At 54.7% G+C, this 20,208-nt stretch carries 19 protein-coding genes and 1 pseudogene; 19 read left to right on the top strand and 1 reads right to left on the bottom strand.

Features of this window, described 5'->3' with window-relative positions:
• The first annotated feature begins 202 nt into the window (after nucleotides 1-202).
• From D7D26_RS03100 to D7D26_RS03085, 4 genes are all read left to right on the top strand, one after another.
• On the top strand, nucleotides 203-511 hold the full coding sequence (locus tag D7D26_RS03100; RefSeq protein WP_120371986.1) for a 3-hydroxyacyl-CoA dehydrogenase family protein: 309 nt from the start codon (nucleotides 203-205) through the stop codon (nucleotides 509-511).
• A gap of 98 nt (nucleotides 512-609) precedes the next feature.
• On the top strand, nucleotides 610-963 hold the full coding sequence (locus tag D7D26_RS03095; RefSeq protein WP_342447420.1) for a CoA-transferase: 354 nt from the start codon (nucleotides 610-612) through the stop codon (nucleotides 961-963).
• 123 nt (nucleotides 964-1,086) lie between these two features.
• Nucleotides 1,087-1,476 (top strand): hypothetical protein, encoded by a 390-nt coding sequence (locus D7D26_RS03090; protein WP_274703148.1) that lies wholly within the window; start codon nucleotides 1,087-1,089, stop codon nucleotides 1,474-1,476.
• 59 nt (nucleotides 1,477-1,535) lie between these two features.
• Complete coding sequence (locus D7D26_RS03085) at nucleotides 1,536-2,870, top strand: short-chain fatty acid transporter (RefSeq protein WP_120371985.1); 1,335 nt, start codon at nucleotides 1,536-1,538, stop codon at nucleotides 2,868-2,870.
• Between the two features lie 95 nt (nucleotides 2,871-2,965).
• Here D7D26_RS03085 and D7D26_RS03080 read toward each other — a convergent pair whose 3' ends face one another.
• Nucleotides 2,966-3,232, bottom strand: a complete 267-nt coding sequence (locus tag D7D26_RS03080) for a hypothetical protein (RefSeq protein ID WP_120371984.1) — start codon at nucleotides 3,230-3,232, stop codon at nucleotides 2,966-2,968.
• Nucleotides 3,233-3,395: 163 nt separating this feature from the next.
• On the opposite strand from D7D26_RS03080, the gene glmU reads away from it, so the two are divergent.
• From glmU to recO, 15 genes and pseudogenes are all read left to right on the top strand, one after another.
• Nucleotides 3,396-4,790 carry a bifunctional UDP-N-acetylglucosamine diphosphorylase/glucosamine-1-phosphate N-acetyltransferase GlmU gene (gene glmU, locus D7D26_RS03075; protein WP_120371983.1) on the top strand — a complete coding sequence of 465 codons (1,395 nt, stop codon included), beginning with the start codon at nucleotides 3,396-3,398 and terminating at the stop codon, nucleotides 4,788-4,790.
• A gap of 3 nt (nucleotides 4,791-4,793) precedes the next feature.
• Nucleotides 4,794-5,765 (top strand): ribose-phosphate diphosphokinase, encoded by a 972-nt coding sequence (locus D7D26_RS03070; RefSeq protein WP_078016224.1) that lies wholly within the window; start codon nucleotides 4,794-4,796, stop codon nucleotides 5,763-5,765.
• 49 nt (nucleotides 5,766-5,814) lie between these two features.
• The gene (locus D7D26_RS03065) at nucleotides 5,815-6,120 is read left to right on the top strand and encodes a 50S ribosomal protein L25 (RefSeq protein WP_009166178.1); all 306 of its coding nucleotides are present in this window, start codon (nucleotides 5,815-5,817) and stop codon (nucleotides 6,118-6,120) included.
• Nucleotides 6,121-6,124: 4 nt separating this feature from the next.
• Nucleotides 6,125-6,718, top strand: coding sequence for an aminoacyl-tRNA hydrolase (pth, locus tag D7D26_RS03060; protein WP_120371982.1), 594 nt, complete (start codon nucleotides 6,125-6,127; stop codon nucleotides 6,716-6,718).
• 178 nt (nucleotides 6,719-6,896) lie between these two features.
• Entirely contained in the window at nucleotides 6,897-9,839 is a 2,943-nt protein-coding gene (locus D7D26_RS03055; protein WP_233543440.1) for a DEAD/DEAH box helicase, read from the top strand.
• A gap of 26 nt (nucleotides 9,840-9,865) precedes the next feature.
• The gene (gene mazG, locus D7D26_RS03050; RefSeq protein WP_120371981.1) at nucleotides 9,866-10,678 is read left to right on the top strand and encodes a nucleoside triphosphate pyrophosphohydrolase; all 813 of its coding nucleotides are present in this window, start codon (nucleotides 9,866-9,868) and stop codon (nucleotides 10,676-10,678) included.
• Between the two features lie 74 nt (nucleotides 10,679-10,752).
• On the top strand, nucleotides 10,753-12,264 hold the full coding sequence (locus D7D26_RS03045) for a pyruvate carboxylase subunit B (protein WP_078016220.1): 1,512 nt from the start codon (nucleotides 10,753-10,755) through the stop codon (nucleotides 12,262-12,264).
• Between the two features lie 139 nt (nucleotides 12,265-12,403).
• Nucleotides 12,404-13,360 carry a PhoH family protein gene (locus D7D26_RS03040; protein ID WP_078016219.1) on the top strand — a complete coding sequence of 319 codons (957 nt, stop codon included), beginning with the start codon at nucleotides 12,404-12,406 and terminating at the stop codon, nucleotides 13,358-13,360.
• Nucleotides 13,361-13,377: 17 nt separating this feature from the next.
• Nucleotides 13,378-14,040, top strand: a pseudogene (locus tag D7D26_RS12880) (hypothetical protein); the annotation flags it as partial.
• A gap of 210 nt (nucleotides 14,041-14,250) precedes the next feature.
• Nucleotides 14,251-15,486, top strand: coding sequence for an HDIG domain-containing metalloprotein (locus D7D26_RS12555; protein WP_233543438.1), 1,236 nt, complete (start codon nucleotides 14,251-14,253; stop codon nucleotides 15,484-15,486).
• Nucleotides 15,422-16,015: an rRNA maturation RNase YbeY gene (gene ybeY / locus D7D26_RS03030; RefSeq protein ID WP_120371979.1), complete on the top strand. Its 594-nt coding sequence runs from the start codon at nucleotides 15,422-15,424 to the stop codon at nucleotides 16,013-16,015. The genes D7D26_RS12555 and ybeY overlap by 65 nt, the downstream gene beginning before the upstream one ends.
• A gap of 20 nt (nucleotides 16,016-16,035) precedes the next feature.
• A complete protein-coding gene (locus D7D26_RS03025) occupies nucleotides 16,036-17,304 on the top strand; it encodes a hemolysin family protein (RefSeq protein ID WP_168170040.1) in 1,269 nt (422 codons plus the stop codon).
• Nucleotides 17,305-17,307: 3 nt separating this feature from the next.
• Entirely contained in the window at nucleotides 17,308-18,573 is a 1,266-nt protein-coding gene (locus D7D26_RS03020; protein WP_120371978.1) for a hemolysin family protein, read from the top strand.
• Between the two features lie 6 nt (nucleotides 18,574-18,579).
• Nucleotides 18,580-19,491 carry a GTPase Era gene (gene era / locus D7D26_RS03015; RefSeq protein WP_120371977.1) on the top strand — a complete coding sequence of 304 codons (912 nt, stop codon included), beginning with the start codon at nucleotides 18,580-18,582 and terminating at the stop codon, nucleotides 19,489-19,491.
• Nucleotides 19,446-20,189, top strand: a complete 744-nt coding sequence (gene recO, locus D7D26_RS03010; protein ID WP_120371976.1) for a DNA repair protein RecO — start codon at nucleotides 19,446-19,448, stop codon at nucleotides 20,187-20,189. Before era ends, recO begins: the two co-directional genes overlap by 46 nt.
• The last annotated feature ends 19 nt before the right edge of the window (nucleotides 20,190-20,208 follow it).

Raw genomic sequence — 20,208 nt, 5'->3', positions numbered from 1 at the left:
TGATCCTGCGGTTATCGTATTTTGCCGGGCGTCCACGTTGACCTGATTTCGGGTGTTCGGGCGGCAGCATTCTCTTGATTCGATTCCACTCGCTGGAGGTCAGTTCATATCTTCTCTCTTCCATGAGAAAAGTTTAAGCGATTGGATCGATTTAGGCAACTTTGACGTTTTTTAAACAAGCCCTAGTCTCGCTGTAAGAGAAATTGCTCAAAATCTGGTTGCTGACGGTGTGTGCAGTGCAGAGGATATTGACATGACACTAATGAATGGTCCCGGTGCACGTATGGCAATTACGGGACAGCTACTAACGATGAACCTTGGCACGGTCGGAGGCCTACGCAATCATGGAAAGAAGTTTGGGAGAGATGAAAACCCGCATCTTGAAGAAATCTGCCAAAGTATTGACGAAGAAATGGCCGCTCGTCCCATAGAAAAAGGAAGGGATTGGGAGAGCATCTCGAAGTATCGTGACAGAACACTTCTGAAACTGATGGCACTAACGCTGAAGTGAATTTCAGAGCGATCTCCATATTTTAGATACAAATATTATTTTCTGGTTTAGAAACAGAGATCATATAATTCTATTTTCCTGCCCGAGAGACCTGCCTTATTATTCAGACTGAAAACGGCTGTCTCGGCGTCGGCCCCAAACCTGAGAAGAAAGATTATCACTTTATCGGGGCAGTCAGGCGTTTCATCACACCGTTGTTTGGTTGCTCGTTCTTTGTCAGCGAGATGAGCTTCGGCCTGCTCCTCGGCGGACACGTTGACGCCACCGTGCTTGGCACGCTTGAGACCGATCAGGAAGGTAGTCTCGCCAACTGGATCATCCCCGGCAAACTGCTGCCCGGCATGGGAGGGGCGATGAATCTTGTCGTCGGTGCCAAACGCGTTATCGTCGCCACCACTCACTGCAATAAAAAGGCCATCCCAAGATCCTCAAAAAGTGTCGCTTATCCCTGACGGTAGTAGGCGTTGTTTTCCTGATCGTCACTGAATTCGCTGTGTTCTCCATCAAGGACGGCAAGATGATTTTGCTGGAGATCGCGCCCGAAAGGAAGGTGTACCATCACCGCCGGCAGCAGTTTGCCCCTGTGCAACAACGGCGCGATCGTTATCGTTGCCGATCGCGAATGGGCACAAGAACGCGGCCTCAAACCGCTGGCCGAGATCCTTGGCTACAGCGCCGCAGCGAAAGCGGGACTGAAACTGAGCGACATGGATCTGATCGAGATCAACGAAGCGTTTGCGGCTCAGGTCATCGTCTGTCACCGCGAAATGCCGTTCGACATGGAGAAGTTGGATGTCCACGGCGGCGCGATCGCCCTCGGGCATCCCATCGGCGCGACCGGCGCCAAGATCGCGACCACGCTGATCAACGCGCTTGATCAGCGTGACAAAGAGCTCGGCATTCGGCATTGCTTCCGACTACATCGGCGGTGGGCAGGGCGTAGCTATGATGCGCGCAAAATGTAAATAGTGCAATTTAGATATTGTGATTAAGTGATGCGACATTCTTGGGAGGTGACTTTTTTATGATTCGTTCTATCACGCGTTTCTTTATCCGATTGGTACAGAAATGGTTGCCTCAACCCTTTACCCTTGCGGTCATGCTGAGTATGCTCGTTTATATCATGGGTATGTTTATCTGCGGCAAGACGGCTCATGAGATGAATGATTATTGGGGTAAGGGATTCTTCAGTCTTTACGGTTTCACTATGCAGATGGTTTTGCTTCTTGTAACAGGGCACGCTCTGGCAAATGCCAAGCCTATTAAGAAATTTCTGCGTTTTCTTGCCGGAATGACTAATGGTTCTGTCTCGGCGATCGTATTTGTCTCCGTTATTAGCACTATTGCCGCCTATTTCAACTGGGGTTTTGGTCCTATCGTAGGTGCTGTTATCGCTCGTGAAGTCGCGGTGAAAAACAGCGGCAAGGGTGTCCACTTCCCGCTGCTCGTTGCAGCTGCCTATGCTGGCGAAGTTATGCGCGGCCCTTCCTCAAGCATACCACTTGCTGTATCTTCTCCCGGGCATTTCCTTGAGAAAGTCTGCGGCGTTATCCCGGTTTCGGAAACTCTGTTCAGCAGCTGGAACCTTATTCTATCCTTCATTATCTTGGTCGGCATGCCTATTCTATTTGTGATGATGGCTCCACGCAAGGACGAGGATGAAATCATAGAACTCGATCCAGCTCTGGTTGCCAGGGAGATGCAAGTAGCCGAAGAAGAAAAGGAAGAGAAAGCAACTCCTGCGCAAAAGATTGACAACAGCGTGATTCTATGTGTAATTCTGATTCTGAGCGGTGCATGGTACCTTTATGACTTTTTCGCTAACAACGCTACGTTTAACTTGAGTATGAACATTGTGATCATGTGCTTCTTGGTTGCCGGTCTACTTGCCCACAAAACTTTGTCTAACTACTCTAAGGCAATTCAGGTTGCTTCTGGCACAACAGGTGGTATTTTGCTGCAGTTCCCCTTCTACGCCGGTATGATGGGGATGATGCGCAATTCTGGCCTCGCTGCATGGATGGCTAACCTCTTTGCTCAGTTTGCCACACCTAAGACGCTGCCTCTCTATACGTTTTGGAGCGCTGGCTTAATCAACATTTTCATTCCTTCGGGCGGTGGTCAGTGGGCTGTTCAAGGACCAATCATGATTGAAGCTGCTAAGCAGATTGGTGCCGACTATGCAAAGGTTACAATGGCTCTGTGCTGGGGCGACAGCTGGACGAACATGATTCAACCTTTCTGGGCTCTGCCTGTGCTTGCAATCTGCAACCTAACTGTTCGTGACATCATGGGATACTGCGTCATGATTGCTCTTTTCGTTGGTGTTGTAGTGAGTGCTACACTGATACTTATCTAAATACTATACGTTGCGGTATGTTAATATTTTCTATCAAGAATCAGCATTAAAACGATTCTCCCGTTTCGCGCGCGTCATGCGAAACGGGAGAATCGTCATTTCTTGGAGGGCTTTCGTGTCGCCAGAAACAGCTTTATGAAGATACAAACCGGGAAAAGAGGCGCGATCGAAAGCAGCGGAGAGACAAAAAAGAAAATGTAGGCGGCAAGCAAAAACAGAAACGCAATCACTGAAACCCAGAACGCATCGATATTCTTCTGCGTACTTTGCGGTTTCATGGCCATGAAGCCGAGGATCGAAAAAACGATCAGCATGACGAAGAGAACGATCATTGCATATGATTTGGCCGCTGAAATATTCATGAGCAGATGCCTCCGGGATTTTCTACATTCTTTGCCTTGACAGGCTTCGAGACCATGATAGTATAGACTCGTTCTTTTACGCTTTTCCAAATCTTACCATGAAAATATGAAACGAGGAAGTTATCGGACTCACCGTCCGGCGACTTTCCGAAAGGATGATAAAATGACGCGGCCGGAGAAATGCAGCGCGTTGATATTGGCTGCCGGCAAGGGAACGAGAATGCAGAGCGCGGTTCCCAAGGTGATGCAGCCTCTCCTCGAAGAGCCGATGCTTTACTATGTTTTACGAGCGCTGCGAGCCGCCGGCATCGACGACATCGCCGTTGTGGTCGGACACGGAGGGCAACACGTCGAGGCATGGCTCGCGCAGAATGCCCCCGACGCCAAAGTGATCTGGCAAAAAGAGCAGCTTGGCACCGGACATGCGGTCATGACCGCTGCCGATTGGATCAGAGAGCGGGAGCGTATTTTGGTCGTGAACGGCGACATGCCGATGATCACCGAACAAGAGATCGGCGCCTTTCTTGACCAGGCGGACGCGGCGGACGCGGCGTTCATGACCTGCGATCTGGACGAGCCGGCTTCCTACGGGCGCGTCGTCAGGAACGGGGGCGGCGTCCGTATCGTGGAGGCAAAGGACGCGTCGCCTGAGCAGCTGCGCATATCTGAAATAAACGCCGGCGTCTACGTGTTCGCTGCCCCCATGCTTCTTGAGGGCCTTTCCGGCTTGACGCAGAACAACAGTCAACGGGAATATTACATTGTCGATCTCATTTCCTGGGCCTGCCGTTGCGGCCTGAACGTCGTTCCGGTGAAGCTTGGCGCCGAGAATCTCGGCGGCGTGAACAATCCCCTCGAACTTGCCGCGCTTTCGCTGAAAATGCGGGACCGCCTCCTCGCGGAGTGGATGCTCAAAGGGGTAAAATGCGTTGACCCGAGCACGGCGTGGGTCTCGCCGCGGGCTGTGTTTCACGGCGAAGCGTTCCTTTCCCCGAACGTTCAGATCTGGGGATGCAGCGAGATCGGCGCGGGCTGCCGCCTCGGCTCGGGAACGATCCTCCGCCGCTGCATATTGAAAGACAACGTGCAGTGTCTCGGCTATGTGGTCGCCGAGGATATCGTCGCGGAAGAAAACGTGAAGATGGGGCCTTTCTGTTTCTTGCGGGATGGCACGCATCTTCTGAGGGATTCTTTTGCCGGAAAATTTGTCGAGATCAAAAACAGCGAGATCGGCGAAGGAACGAAAGTTCCTCATCTGAGCTATATGGGGGACGCCGTGATCGGCGCGGAAACCAATATCGGCGCGGCATCCGTCACATGCAACTACGACGGCGTCAATAAAAACAAAACGCGGATCGGGGCCCGCTGTTTCATCGGCAGCGACACGATGTTCGTCGCCCCAGTGAACATCGGCGATGACGCTGTGGTCGGCGCAGGGTCGGTCATCACTCGGGACGTCCCCGCGAGAGCGCTCGCCGTGGCGAGAAATCGTCAGGTCGTGCGCGAGGGATGGACACAAAGAAAAAAGGCTGAGCACGAAAAAAATATGGAGGCTTGAAAGATGATGTCGAGCGAGAGGCAGATCATGGTTATTTCCGGTACCGCTCATCCCGAGTTCGCGGAGAAAGTGAGCCAGGAACTGGGGATCAGGCTGGCAAACGTTACCCATTACAACTTCGCCGACGGAGAGGTGGGCTTCCGCATCGAAGAGAGCGTCCGCGGCGCAGACGTGTATGTGATCCAGCCGACGTGCAAGCCCGTCAACGACAACCTGATGGAACTGCTGATCATGGTCGACGCGCTGAAGAGAGCCTCCGCGGGAAGGATCAACCTTGTCATGCCCTATTTCGGTTATGCCCGTCAGGATCGCCAGGCCAAGGGGCGGGAGCCGATCTCTGCAAAACTGGTCGCGAATATGATCGAGCACGCCGGCACCGACCGCGTCGTTACGGCAGACCTGCACGCGCGGCAGATCCAGGGTTTTTTTGACATTCCCGTGGATCACCTCTTGGGAGTGCCGCTTTTGGCCGGCTGGTTCAAAGAGCATCTTATCGGCGATCAGGACACCAGTCAATTCGTCGTCGTATCGCCCGACGCCGGCGGGGTCGTCCGCGCCCGGAAACTTGCGACCCTCCTCAGAGCGGAGATTTCCATCGTCGATAAACGCCGCCGTCACGACATGGCCAATATTTGCGAGGTCATGGAAATCATCGGCACCGACGTGGCCGATAAAACGTGCATCATCATCGACGATATGATCGATACGGCCGGCACGATCGTCAACGCGGCCAAAGCGTTGGAAAGCTTGGGCGCCAAGGAAGTTTACTGTTCGGCGACCCATGGCCTGCTCTCCGGCCCCGCCATCGACCGTCTCAGCGACGATGCCGTCACAAAAGTCGTTGTGACCGACACGATCCCATTGCCAGCGGAAAGGAAATTGGATAAAATAGTGCAAGTGTCCATGGCCCCGGTTTTTGCCGAGGCTATTCGAAGGATTCACACTGACGGTTCCGTGAGCGATCTTTTTGAGTGATTTCGGACCCGCCATTGTAAATAATTTTTTTGAGGAGGCTCTTTGTATTATGTCAGAAGCAGTTCAGATTGTTCTCGAGAATCGCGAGGGTTCGGGTTCGGCGTATTGCGGCCGTTTGCGCAAGGAAGGCTTTCTTCCCGCCGTCGTCTACGGACCGGCCCTCGAGCAGACGTACTCCGTTAAAGTGGAGACCAAAACGATGCTGCCCTACCTGATGTCGGACGATGTGAAGAAGACCGTCTTTGCCGCGAAACTTCCCAACGGGGAAGTGAAAAACTGCGTGATCAAGTCCGCCACGAAGAATTACGCCACGGACCGGCTGCTGCACATCGACTTTTACTGCGCGAACGAATAAGCACTTGCGTCTCATTGCAGGGCTTGGCAATCCCGGCACGGATTACGCTTTAACGCGGCATAACGTCGGCTGGGATGTGATCGACTGTGTCGTGGATCGTCTGCAGGCCGGCGAGCCGTCGACAAAATTCGGCGGCGCCTGTTGGGGGCCGTTGAATCTCGGCGACGAACGGGTCGTGTTTCTCAAACCCTATACGTACATGAACAACAGCGGCATAGCCGTGGGGGAAGTCGCCCGTTTCTACAAGATCGAGCCGAGGGATATCCTCGTGGTCGTGGACGATATCAACCTGCCGTTGGGGCGTATGAGGATTCGTTCGAAAGGCTCCGCCGGGGGGCATAACGGGTTGAAATCCGTCATCGCCCATCTTAACAGCGGGGATTTTCCGCGTCTGCGTCTCGGCGTCGATCCCTGCCCGCCGCGCTACGATATGGCCGCTTGGGTGACGGGGCGTTTTTCCGCTGACGATCGCCGCGTCATTGACAGGTCAATTGAAAAAGCTTCAGCTTTTTGTCTGGAGTGGTGTTCGTCTGGCGCAGAAAAACTTATGAACCGCGTGAACAGTTGTGATGTACGTTCTGTAAACGGCGAAGCATGACGCTTTCGCCGTTTTTTGTTTATGATCGCCATAAGCGAAAGGGAGGTGAAGAACTCTGACTTCTCGCTTAAGTGACGTCGATTCTCGGCTTTGGGCGCGCGGCGCGTCGGTCGGCATTCCTTTGGAAGGCGCCGGGCTGGCGTGTTCCCTGCGCGGATGTGAAAAGGTTCTTGTCCTTGTGCCGACGCGCCAGGAGGCGCTGGCTCTGGATTCCGATTTGAAAGTGCTGGAGGTCGGAGAAAGCCGTCTGCTCGAAGAGCCCCCCTTGGACAGCGAGAAGCTGCGGAACGGGGATTCGTTTCTGCGGCGCGGTCATACGCTTTCGGGATGGCTCAACGCAGAGAGCGGGATGTTGGTGACCACCCCGGGAGCGTTGGTCACGCCGTTTCGCTTCGGCAAAGCGGGACTGACTTTGGCGGCCGGCGCGCGCTTGGGACGAGATGCGCTTGCGTCCTGGCTTGCCGAAAACGGCTATCGGCGGGCGGAGTTGGTGTGGCAGCCCGGCGAGTTTGCGGTTCGCGGCGGTATCGTCGATTTTTTCGATCCCTCCGAAAAGGCGCCTCTGCGCGTCGAATTTTTTGACGAGGACGTGGAATCGATCCGTTTTTTTCAGCCCCGCTCACAGAGAAGTTTTCAAAATCTGCCGCATTTCATTGTGCGCAGCGTCAATCGCAGCGAAGACGAAGAGCGCGAAAGGGCCTGGGGCAGTTACGGAACGCTGCTGGTCCAACCCCGCAGACTCGAGGACAGCTTTGCGGCTTTTTGCGAGCTCTACAACGCGCTTGTCGAAGAAAAACAACGGCTTGCGCCCGACGCGTTCGAAAGGTTTTTGCTGGACACGGGGCGTTTGCCGCGGTTGAGAGTATCGCCTCCCGGGGAGGGCGTTCACCAGGACACCCTCGATTTCGGCGTCGTTCCTTATTTCCGGGGCGATCTGAGAGCGGCCCGCGCGTACGTCGACAGCCATCTGCAGGCGGGATTCAAGATCCATATCGCCAGCCGCAACTTGACCGGGGATTCGTTTCCTGAGCAGGTCTTTTTCCATCGGGGCAGCAGTTTAAGCGGCGGCGTCGTGGTGAAGGACCGGAACGAGATCTGGATTTCCGACGCGGAACTTTTCGGCATCAACGAAGTTGCCGAAGAAGAGATCAATCACGGCATGCCTTTGGACCTTGAGGCGAGCTTGAAGAAGGACCAATGGGTCATTCATGAAAAATATGGTGTCTGCCAGCTTGTGGGAACATCGGTTGAGAATTTTGGCGGCCAGAATTACGAAACCATCGTTCTGCGGTTCGCCGACAACGAAAGGCTGATTATCCCTACCGCTGAGCTTTTTCGCCTCACCCCGTGGAACGGTAACGGCGTCCCCGAACTCGACAGCCTCAAGTCGAAGCGCTGGCGTTCGGCATGGAAAAAAGCGGAAGCGCAGATCGAAGCGGAAGCGCAGGGGCTCCTGAATCTCTACGCCCAGCGCGAACTGGCCGACGGGCGGGCTTTTGGACGCGACGGCGACCTGCTGAAACGCTTTGAAGAGAGCTTCCCCTACAAAGAAACCGTCGATCAGCTTCGGGCGATCCGCGACGTCAAGCACGACATGGAACGCCGCTGGCCTATGGATCGTCTCATTGTCGGAGACGTCGGTTACGGCAAAACCGAGGTCGTGCTGCGCGCGGCGGTCAAGGCCGTCGAAAATGGCGCGCAGGCGGCGATTATTGCGCCGACAACGGTTTTGGCCCTCCAGCATTATCGCACCTGCGTCGCCAGAGTCGGCGAACTTCCGATCCGTGTCGAGCTGCTTTCGCGGATGATCCCTAAGAAAAAGCAGAAGGAAGTGCTCGACGAAACGGCAAACGGCCGTGTCGATATCCTGATCGGCACTCATCGCCTTTTTCAGGACGACATTCGATTCAAAGACTTGGGATTGCTGATAATTGACGAAGAACACCGTTTTGGCGTCAAACATAAAGAGCGGCTGAAAGTGGCGCATCCCGGGCTGGACGTGCTTTCTCTTTCGGCGACGCCGATTCCCAGAAGCCTTTCCATGGCTCTGCGCGGCATCCGGGACATTTCCGTGATCGCCACTTCGCCGCGAGGGCGCGGCGAGGTCTTTACCGTGACCTCCCGCTGGAATCCCGGTCTGGCGCATGACGCAATTCTCCGCGAGCTCATGCGAGGCGGGCAGGTATACTATCTGCATAATCGCATCGACGACATAGAACAGATCGCGGCGCGTCTTGCCAACCGTTTCCCCGGACACCGCACGGCCGTCGCTCACGGGCAAATGGGGGAGCGCGAGCTCGAGAAAACGATGAACGAGTTCTATGACGGCAGAATTGAAATCCTGGTGTGTACGACGATCATCGAAAGCGGGCTCGACGTGCCGCGGGCCAACACGCTGATCGTCGACGACGTCAGGCGTCTCGGCCTGGCGCAGATGCATCAGATACGCGGCCGCATCGGGCGGCGCAGCGAGAACGCTTACGCCCTGTTTTTTTATGAATCCGAAGAAAGCGGCGGCCAGACCCGCGAACGCCTCGAGGCTTTGGGCGCCGTCGGCTCGCAGAATGGCGGTTATCAGCTGGCGCAGCGCGATCTCGAGATCCGCGGGGCGGGCGAGATCCTCGGAACGGAACAGCATGGCTTCAAGGAACGCATTGGCTACACCCTTTATCTGAAAAAATTGAAGGAGCGCGTCGACCAGCTGCGAGGGATCGAAATAAAGCCCGCGCTGGTCGATTTGGCCATGCCGCTGGTGATCCCTGTGGATTATGTCCCGCAGGCGGAACTGCGCATCGGGCTGTACAGACGCTTATTGTCCCCCTTGAGCGCTCGGGAATACGAGGAAATGCAGGCGGAACTCCTTGATCGGTATGGCCCTTTGCCCGAGCAAGTTCAAGGGCTGCTTGACGCGGCTCTGGTCCGCGGCGAAGGCGGGGCTCTCGGGATAGAGAAGCTCCGGGTCTCGAAGGCGTTTGTCGCTCTTGAGGGACCTTTGCGGGAAGACCTCTTCCTGCCTCCGCGCTGGATCGCGAAAAGCGGCGCGCGCCTCGGCCCCGGCGGCGTCAACGGACTGCATGCCGCCGCCGGGGAACTGATGAAAAAATTCGTTTCCCGGCCGTGACATTTCCTATGTGAGGAGGCAAAAGAATGGACAAGGAGCCCGGTCGCTTTTCCGAACTCATAGAGACCATGAAAAAACTGCGCTCTCCAGACGGCTGTCCCTGGGACCGCAAGCAGGATTACGAGTCTCTCCGTCCGCATATCATCGAAGAAGCCTACGAGTTGGTAGACGCCATTGAACGCCGCGAGACCGACGGGAACATGAAACACGTTCTTGAAGAATGCGGGGATTTGCTGCTTCAGGTGATTTTTATCGGCACCATTGCAGAGGAAAACGGCGATTTTTCAATCGACGACATTCCGAGGATCATAACCGAGAAACTCGTCCGCCGTCATCCCCACATTTTTGGCACGCCGTCGGCCGAGGCGCACGAGAGCGCTCCGGCCGGCTGGGAGGAAATAAAACGCCAGGAACGCCAGGCGGAACAGACACGGGACGTTTCCGTTTTGACGGGAGTGCCGCGCCGTCTGCCCGCTTTGACGAAGGCTTACAGGATTCAAGAGAAAGCCGCCGGCGTAGGATTCGATTGGCCTCAAGGAGAACAGACGCCGGTCGTGGAGAAGATCAGGGAAGAGCTCGCCGAAGTCTGCGAAGTCCTCGACGCTGATAAAAAACAGGAACTCGCCGGGGAAATCGGCGATCTCCTGTTTGCGACCGTGAACCTTTCACGGCGCTGCGGCATTGACCCGGACTTGGCTTTGTCAAGGACGAATGCGAAATTCGAACGTCGGTTCCGTTATATTGAAACGCAGATTGAGCAGGACGGCAAAAAATGGAATGACCTTTCATTGAACGATTTAATATATTTATGGAATCAAGCGAAGAAAGCTTCCTTGTGATATAGTAATCGCATTGGCAATTATTCTCGAACGAAAACAAAAATTGAAATATATCTTTGTAGGAGGGAATTTACATGGTTTCAAAGAAAACACGTTCTTCAGCCGCCGTTGAGGACGAAAAAGCGGACGTCCAAGAGAAAATGCCGCCGGCCGAAGAGCCTGCCGCACAGGAGAGCGCCCGCGAAATTTCCGCAACGCGCAGGGTGGAGATCACTGAAACAGTGCTCCGCGACGCTCATCAGTCGCTGATGGCTACGCGCATGTCCCTTGATGACATGCTCCCGGTACTGGATCAGATGGACGAGATCGGCTACCATTCCTTGGAAGTCTGGGGCGGAGCGACCTTTGACGCCTGCATGCGTTTCCTCGACGAAGATCCCTGGGAAAGACTGCGCACCCTGAAGAAACATTTTAAGAAGACCAAGCTGCAAATGCTTTTGAGAGGGCAGAATCTCGTGGGATACCGTCATTACGCCGACGATACCGCCAAAGAGTTCGTGAAGCGGGCCGTTGGCAACGGTATTGACATCATCAGGATTTTCGACGCTCTGAACGACCTTCGCAACGTCGAAGTGACGGCTGCCCAGACAAAGGCGGAAGGAGCGCACCTTCAGCTCTGCATCGCCTATACGACTTCTCCGGTGCATACGGTAGAGGCCTTTGTGAAATTGGCTTCGCAGATGAAAGACCTTGGCGCCGATTCGATTTGCATCAAGGACATGGCCGGATTGTTGACGCCGACGGCTGCCAAGGAACTGGTCTATGGCATCAAACAGGCGACGGCGCTGCCGATCCAGGTGCATTCGCACTATACGTGCGGGCTCGCAGGACTGGCTTATTACGCCGCGATCGAAGCCGGCGCCGATGTCATCGACTGTGCTTTGTCTCCCTTCTCGATGGGGACCAGTCAGCCGTGCACCGAGACCTTTGTGGCCGCCCTTGCCGGCAGTCAGTGGGACACGGGGCTCGATATCCGTCGGCTGACGCCGATTTCCAATCATTTCAAGAAGATACGCTCTAAATACGACAAGATCTTCGTAAAGGTCCAAGGCGCGAATACGGATATTCTGCTCGCGCAGATTCCCGGCGGCATGTATTCGAATCTCGTGAACCAGCTGAAAGAAGCCGGGCAGCAGGATAAGCTGTCGCAAGTCCTGGAGGAAGTCCCTTATGTCCGCGCGGCCATGGGGTATCCGCCCCTGGTGACGCCAAGCAGCCAGATTGTCGGCACGCAGGCCACGCTTAACGTGCTTTCCGGAGAGCGGTGGAAAATCATTCCCAAGGAAGTGTATAATATCTTCAAGGGAATGTATGGCCAGACGCCCGCGCCGATGGACCCGGAAATCCAGAAAAAAGTTCTTGGCGGGGATAAGCCGATCACCTGCCGTCCCGCCGACCTTATCGAGCCGGAGCTGGAAAAGGCCCGAAAAGAAGTGGCGTCATGGATCACCCAGCCCGAGGACGTGCTGACCTATGTGCTTTTCCCGGCGGTCGCCAAGGAGTTTCTGGTGAAGAAGTACGCCCGCGAAACGATGACCGATATCGGCCTGAACGAGTTCGTGGATGGTTCAGCATATCCCGTGTAAGAGCCTGAGAGCTTGCGGCGTTTGTATTTGAACTTTATAAAAAAGGAGGGGCGGCTTTTCCGTCCCTCCATACTGTGTTTGTTGTATAAAACTTTCGTGTGGAAGTGGGGGAGGTATTACCATAGACGGAGTCTATACAATGCAGTTGGAATGTTCTGATCCCGCGCTGTTGATGAGAATCTGCGGACGGGACGACGAAAACCTCGAATTTCTCGAGTCAAAGCGAAAGGTCCGCGTTCTCAGGCGGGGAGAGCTGATCACCGTCGCCGGAGATGAAGAAAAAGACGTACGTCAGGCCCATGCCCTTTTGTTGCAGGTGCGCGATGCGGCGCAGGATGGCCACCAGTTTCGCCTGCAGGATTTTCGCTATATGCTTGAGACTCTGCGCAAGAACGGCCGTGTCGATATCGCTTCGCTCTATTCGGAACTGCTGTGCATCACTTACCGGGGCAAGCCTGTCAGGCCGCGTACCGCCCGGCAGCTTGAATACGTAAAGGCGATGGAGAAGAACACGGTGATTTTCGGGATTGGACCGGCAGGGACGGGGAAAACGTATCTTGCGGTCTGTCAGGCCGTGAATCAGCTTAAAAACGGAAACGTGAGCCGCGTCATCCTTGTGCGCCCGGCAGTCGAGGCGGGCGAAAGTCTGGGTTTTTTGCCCGGCGATCTTCGTGAAAAGGTGGAACCTTACCTCCGCCCGTTATACGACGCTTTTTTTGAACTTCTTTCCCCCGAAAAATTCGCCCGTTACGCTGACAAAGGGATCATTGAAATCGCCCCTCTTGCTTACATGCGGGGGCGGACCCTCAACGACAGCTTTGTCATCCTCGACGAGGCTCAAAATACAACGCCCGAACAAATGAAGATGTTCCTGACTCGCATCGGTTTTGGTTCCAAGGCGGTCATTACCGGCGATCTCACTCAGGTTGACCTGCCTAACGGCAAGCAGTCGGGACTGAGACTCGTTCAGGGGATCCTCAAAGATATCGAAGGGATTTCTTTTATCCACCTGCAAAATGAAGACGTGGTGCGGCACGAGATTGTCCAAAAAATTGTCGCTGCCTATGATCGATATGAGGCATCACAGAAGAAATAACTGCGAGGAAACAGACGATGAATATTGATCAACTGGATCGGACTCAGTGGAGGAAACTTTTTCAGAGTTCCTGCAAGTACGTTGTGAAATTCCTCCCTTACGCGATTGCCGCTTTTGTTGCCATGGTCGTCGTGCAGGTACGATGGTACACGGTTGATTCCGACTCTTACTTCATTCCCGGCGCGACCGCTCAACGGGCGTATTACGCCGTTCGCGACATGAATTACGACGACAACGAAGCGACGGAAAAGCTGCGCGCGGAAGTTGCCGACGGAATCATCGGGGTCGTCGTCAAAGGACATATGAAAAGCGAAGTCGGTTTTGACGATGAATGCGAGATCCTCTTGAACCGGCCGCTCGACGACAGGATTTTGCCCAAGGAACTCCGCGAGCTCTTGGATGCCGCGCCTCTGGACACACGGGAGCAGATTGTCGCTACCGTCCGTTCGATCCATGACGATCTTCAGCGCAACGTGAATTTGTCTGCGGACGAAAAGGACGAGTTCATATGGCAGCGTATCGGTCTGATAGAGACGAACCCTTCTTCCGCAAACATCATTTATCAGATTCTCGTCGGGCTGTCCGAAGGCGATCAAAAGGTCGACCCCGATCTGACGGAGCGTATAAAATCGCTGGCGGCCTCCGATATCGAACAGACCAAACACATATTTTATGCCGGCGACCGGATCGTCAACAAAGGGGAAATCGTGACGCCGCAGCTTGCGAGGATCTTGAAACTCCAAGGGTATCCCGAGGGGCGTTTCCCGATGACGTCCCTTGTCTTCGCCGTCATCGTGGCCTGTATAAGCGTCCTCTGGATCCGCAAGACCATGCCCCACGTTTTTATAAGCACGACGTATCATGGAGACTGGACTTATTCGTTCTTTCTCTTGTTGTTGGGCTGGCTCTTTCAGATCGGCGTGATTTATTGGGGCGTCAACGGCGTCGGCGTTTTTCCCGTGATTGCGATGATCTACCTCACGCTTCCCGACATCGGCGCGTTGAATTGCGCTGTCGCCGTGACGTTGAGCGCGTCGATCATCACCTCGGGATACGATGTCACCGCGTTTGCCATCAATGCAATTTCGGGGTGCGCCGGAGCCATTTTGGGAATCTCCCTTTTCAAAAGGAATTATTCGCGCTCCGCCGTCTGGATCCATGTGTTCGTTCTCGGCATCGCGATGCTTGGGGTCGCCTCGGTGCTCCAATGGGGGTTGACCAATCTGATGAGCGTTCGTCAGGCGGCTATTATGTTTACGGCGTGCTTGCTGTTGAGCTTTATGGTTATCGTCTTGCTGCCGCTGCTGGAGATACTCTTCGATATCGTTTCTCCTTTGCAGCTCGTAGAGCTGACGCAGCCTTCCCATCCGCTGCTGAAAAGAATGCAGGTCGAGGCTCCCGGCACTTATCATCACAGCCAGATGGTGGGGAATCTGGCCGAGGCGGCGGCCGAGAAAATCGGTCTGAATCCGATGTTGCTCCGGGCGGGAGCCTGTTTTCATGACATTGGAAAGCTGAAACGGCCGCAATCGTTTATCGAGAACCAAATTTCGGGAATAAACGCTCATGATGAGATGTCGCCGGCTTTATCCGCGCTTGTGATCCTGTCGCATGTGAAAGACGGGCTGGAACTTGCCGACGAATATCGTCTGCCGTCGCAGATAAAAGCGTTTATCGCGGAACATCATGGCACGACCTGCCTGACGTATTTTTATCGAAAGGCGCTCCAGGCGGGGCTGAAAGCGGACGAGAGTCAATTCTGTTATCCCGGACCGAGGCCGCAAAGCAAGGAAACCGGAGTCCTGATGATTGCCGATTCGACGGAGGCCGCGGCCCGAGCGGAGAGCGCAAATATCAAGGGCATTCTCGATCTCACTCGCCTTGCCGACAACGTGGTGCAGTCCAAGATAAGCACCGGTCAGCTGGACGAAGTCCCCTTCACCCTGAAAGACCTCTCGGATATCAAAGCGGCGCTGGTCAGTACGTTGCGCTCGATGTATCATACGCGCGACATCAAACCGCTGAAATCGTTGCCTGAAGAGCAAGGAAAGGAGACTGACGATGCGCATGGCTCCTCGAACATTGTCGCGGTTCAAGCTAAAGCAGCGGCGGCGAAAGAATCCTGAAGTCCGCATTCTCATCGCCAGTGACATCGATCAGGATCCCCTGCTGACGTTGGCAAAAACGAATATCGCCACTTTCGAAAGGCTGGCGGCGGACTTATATGACGTACATTGGCCAGCGTGGCGCGCGCATGGGGGACTGCAGATCTCTCTGCAGTTCCTGGATGAGACGCGGATGGCCGAAGTGAACGATGAATACCGTCAGGTCCACGCCCCAACGGATGTGTTGAGCTTCCCTTTTTTTGAGAAAGAAGGCAGGTTTGCCCCCGACGCTCAGCTGCCGCCTCTTCTCCTCGGCGATATTGTGGTGTGTCCCGCGGTCGTTAGAAGGAACGCCGTGGAACATCATGTATCGGGAGAATCGGAACTGGCGCTCGTTGTTTTTCACGGCATGCTGCACCTTCTGGCATGGGATCACGACACGCCGGAGAAACAAGAGAGAATGTGGAGCGTGCAGGAACATTTCAGAGATCTTTTTCTGAAGGGACTGTCCGCTCCGGCTGCCGGTAACGCGGGGCGCGAGAAAAAATGACGTCTTTTGTCGTCCTCCTTTTGACCGTCGTCTTTCTCGTGATGCTGAGCGGCTATCTGAGCGTGGGCGAAGCGGCGATTTCTTCGGTCAGCGCAGCCAAGGCCCAGGCATTCGGCGAAGACAACGCAAAACTGGCTCCGCTGGTTGATTGGGAACTTGCTGAAAGACAAAAAGTGATTATTGCCATCTTGGTGGCGCATAATCTCTTTTCCGTCGCCGCCAGTTCATTCGCGACGGTCTTGGCGACGGACTTCTGGGGTGAAAAAGGCGTTTTTTGGGCTACGGTCATCATGACGATCCTCATGGTCCTTTTTGCCGACTTCCTGCCCAAATGTATCGGTATGGCCCTCGGTGAAAGGAATTTCAACGTCATCCTGCCGGGCTTGCGCGCGGTTTCCGTCGTCTTCAGCCCCCTTATTTGGATTTTGGAGAAGATCGTGGCCTTTTTCAGCGGCTTGTTTCACGTCGATATGACGCTGGAAAGCGCGGTCGTCACACGGGATGAAATAGAACAGCTTGTAAAACACGGAGAAGAATCCGGGGCTATCGAAGCTTCGGAACGCAGAATGATCGACGGCGTTATCGCTTTCGACGAGACCAGAGTGTCGGAGATCATGGTCCCTCGCGTGTCCATGGACGCGCTGGAGGTGAATGAGACTATCGCCGACGTCGTTTCTCTCATGCAAAATTGGGAACATTCGAGGATTCCCGTCTTTCGCGAAACGCCAGACGACATCGTCGGCGTCGTTTACCTCAAAGACATGATTCCCTATCTGCGGGCCGGCAAGATGGATACCCCTCTCAGCGCTTTTATGCGGCGGGCGCTCTTCGTCCCGGAAACGATGAAAGTCAATGACCTGTTCGGCATGATGCGCGGCAAACACGTTCATTTTGCGGTGGTCGTGGATGAATATGGCGGCACGGCGGGAATCGTCACTCTTGAAGACCTGCTTGAAGAGATTGTCGGTGATATACGCGACGAATACGACGAGGAGTCGGCCCCTATCGTGCAGTTGAACGAGAACTCGTACCGGGTGAAATGCACGGAGTCGCTCGAGGATCTCGGAGCCGTCGTGGGATACGACTTTGACTGCAATGACGTTGATTCCGTCGGCGGCTATGTTCTCGACAAGTTTATGGGGTTTCCCGAGAAAGGCGATATTTACCGCGATGATGACTGGACGATAAAGGTCACTGACGTAGGAGAACATCGCGTGAATGAAGTCATCTTTACGCGATCCGCGCATGAAGTTCAGAAGGAACGTCACACCAAAGCGCAGGAGGAATGATTTTTGGACGCTTTGCCTCAATTATGTACGGCGATAGTTATTCTGTTGTTCCTTTCGGCTTTTTTCAGTGCGTCCGAGATGGCGCTGACAGCCGCCAGCAGTACGAGAATGAAATTGCTGGCCGAGGAATATCCCTTTCTGGAACGCTTCGTAGATTGGGTCAATGAGGACCGGTATCAGGCGATTTCGGCGATTCTCGTCGGCAACAATCTTGTCAACGTGGCGGCGAGCGTTACCGCCACGGCGCTGGCGACGTCGTTGATTGACGAACACGGCGTCGCTTCCGCCGTCGTCGTGATGAGCATTTTGATCATCATTTTCGGCGAAGTGATTCCCAAGTGCGTGGCGATGGCGAAAGGCGAACGCCTGCTTGTCGTGGCTCTTCCGCTCGTGCGTTTTTTCAGCTGGCTCGTGACGCCGTTGATCTGGGGGATGGAGCAGTTTGCGAGAATAGCCAGTTACATCACGGGTTTGGACCTTTCTCTGAAAGATTCTTTCGTTACCAAAGAGGAAATAGGGCAAGTCGTGAAGATCGGCGAAGCCTCCGGCGCGATCGAAGAATCCGAACGCCAGATGATCGACGGCGTCATTTCCTTTGACGAGATCCGCGTCTCCGAGATCATGATCCCCCGTACTCAGATGCACATGATCGAATCGGAGCGGACGGTGGACGACGCGCTTCAGTTTATTGAAAAGATGGGGGATTCCCGGGTTCCCGTTTTTACGGATACCCCGGATCACATCGACGGGATCGTTCTCGTCAAGGATCTGCTTGCGGCCTTGATGAAAGGGCAAAAAAACGAGCCGGTCACCAAGTTCATGAGGACGCCGCTGTTCGTGCCCGAAACGATGTACGTGCCCAAGCTCTTCAGAATAATGCAAAACGTCCGTATGCACATGGCGGTCGTCGTCGACGAGTACGGCGGCACGGCGGGACTGATCACTCTCGAGGATCTTCTGGAGGAGATCGTCGGCGAAATCCAGGATGAATACGATAAAGAAGAACAAACGGTGACACGTCTCTCCGATGATTCTTACAGAGCGAAAGCCAGTATTTCCCTTGAAGAGCTCAACGACGTTCTGAATAGTCATTTCGTCTGCGACGACGTCGACACGTTGGGAGGGTTTTTACTGGATCGGTTCGGCGATTTTCCCCGCGAAGGGGATACCGTCGCGTTGGACGGCTGGCTTTTCGAGATCGTCAGCATGGATGGCCATCGGATTAATGACGTTGTGATCCGCAGGGACACATCGGAGGCAGGAGAATAGATCAAAGTGCAGACAGATTTTCGTGCGGGAATCGTCGCCGTCATCGGCCGGCCCAATGTGGGCAAATCGTCGCTCCTCAATAGGATCCTCAAGTACAAGCTGTCGATCGTTTCTGCGAAACCCCAGACGACCCGCGACAACATTCTGGGGCTTTACAATGGAGCGGCGAGTCAGATCCTTTTCGTCGATACGCCCGGCATTCACGCTCCTTTGAACAAGCTCGGCGAACGTCTGGTCGAGCGCGCGGTCTCGGGGCTTGAGGATGCCAATGTCGTCCTTTATGTCGTGACGATCGACGATCGCCCCGAGCAGAGCGAAAACGACCGCATCCTGAAAGTCCTTCGCGATTATCCCGGCATCCCTGTCGTGTTGGCGGTCAATAAGGTGGACCTTCCCGGTTCCAGAAGCAAAATACTGCCTCTCATCGACCGTTTTACGAAGAAAATCAAGCTGCGCGACGTCGTTCCGGTATCGGCAAAAGACGGCACCAACGGCGAAGTTCTCGTCAGAACCCTTGAGAGCTTGCTTCCTGTCGCGGCGCCGCTCTATCCGGACGATATGATCACGGACAGGACGGAGCGTTTCATCGCGCAGGAACTGATTCGCGAAAAGATCATCGCGTCCACCGACGAGGAAGTGCCGCACAGCGTCGCCGTGGAGATCGAAGAGTTCAAGTCGCCCGACGAATACCCGGAGCGCAGGGACTTGTTCGTCCGCGCCACGGTCTACGTGGAGCGGGAAGGCCAACGGGCCATCATTCTCGGCAGAAAAGGGGAAAAGATCAAGACCATCGGCACGGCCGCCCGGAAAGCGCTGGAAGAGATGACGGGACATAAAACGTATCTTGAACTTTGGGTTAAGGTTAACAAAGGATGGAGAGACTCGGAAAAGGAATTGAAAAGACTGGGATACGAATAGACCTTCCGGAGGAGACGTCTCAGCGTCTCATCAAGCGGACGGGCGTCGTGCTGCGGCGCGGAAACTACATGGAAGGCGATATCGCCGCATTGTTGTTTTTAAAAAGCGCCGGCACGAATTGGGTGTACGTCCCCGGAGCCTCGAAAGGGTCGATGCGTTTCGGCGGCGCCTTGGAGCCTTTCGTCTGGGGACATTACCAGCTTTATCAGTCAAAAAGAAAGACGTATCTGAAGGAAATCGAAGTCACCGAGGACTTCTGGGCGTTGCGACGCTATCCGCGGGCCGTGATCCAGGCCGTTCGCTGGGCGAAGATGTTTGAACGGCACTTGATTCCCGGTTATCCCTACGACGATTTGTTGGCTCTCTTCTATTGGGCGTTGAAGGCGCTGAGCGAAGGCGCCGCGCCGGAACTGCTTGATGCGCGTTTTTTATGGCGCTGGCTCCTCAGCTGGGGGATCGCGCCTGATCTGCTCTCCTGCAGCGCCTGTGGAAAGCCTTTGGGCGGACGCGCCGTCTGGCAGGAGGGGACCTTTGTCTGTACGAACTGCGCTCACGGGCAGAGCCCGCTCGACATCGATGAATTCGCGGCTTACGCCCTTTCGAAAAGCTTTGTACCGGAGAACGGCACATCGAAATTGTTGGAACAGGCCCGAAATGTCCGGCAACTCTTTGTGAGAAACCTTGATGATAATCGATAGTTTGAATTGGAGGTCGCGT

It is taken from the genome of Pyramidobacter sp. CG50-2 (genome assembly GCF_003612005.1).
Taxonomy (GTDB): domain Bacteria; phylum Synergistota; class Synergistia; order Synergistales; family Dethiosulfovibrionaceae; genus Pyramidobacter.
The sequence above is the reverse complement of the archived record's forward strand: the minus strand, read 5'-3'. Positions and strand labels throughout refer to the sequence as shown.

Bases quoted from the DNA above. Each gene is read 5' to 3' on its own strand.
- mazG (WP_120371981.1), top strand. From the start codon at position 9,866: ATGGACAAGGAGCCCGGTCGCTTTTCCGAACTCATAGAGACCATGAAA.
- recO (WP_120371976.1), top strand. From the start codon at position 19,446: ATGGAGAGACTCGGAAAAGGAATTGAAAAGACTGGGATACGAATAGAC.
- D7D26_RS03045 (WP_078016220.1), top strand. From the start codon at position 10,753: ATGGTTTCAAAGAAAACACGTTCTTCAGCCGCCGTTGAGGACGAAAAA.
- D7D26_RS03080 (WP_120371984.1), bottom strand. From the start codon at position 3,232: ATGAATATTTCAGCGGCCAAATCATATGCAATGATCGTTCTCTTCGTC.
- ybeY (WP_120371979.1), top strand. From the start codon at position 15,422: ATGCGCATGGCTCCTCGAACATTGTCGCGGTTCAAGCTAAAGCAGCGG.
- D7D26_RS03065 (WP_009166178.1), top strand. From the start codon at position 5,815: ATGTCAGAAGCAGTTCAGATTGTTCTCGAGAATCGCGAGGGTTCGGGT.
- D7D26_RS03070 (WP_078016224.1), top strand. From the start codon at position 4,794: ATGATGTCGAGCGAGAGGCAGATCATGGTTATTTCCGGTACCGCTCAT.
- glmU (WP_120371983.1), top strand. From the start codon at position 3,396: ATGACGCGGCCGGAGAAATGCAGCGCGTTGATATTGGCTGCCGGCAAG.
- D7D26_RS03085 (WP_120371985.1), top strand. From the start codon at position 1,536: ATGATTCGTTCTATCACGCGTTTCTTTATCCGATTGGTACAGAAATGG.
- D7D26_RS03040 (WP_078016219.1), top strand. From the start codon at position 12,404: ATGCAGTTGGAATGTTCTGATCCCGCGCTGTTGATGAGAATCTGCGGA.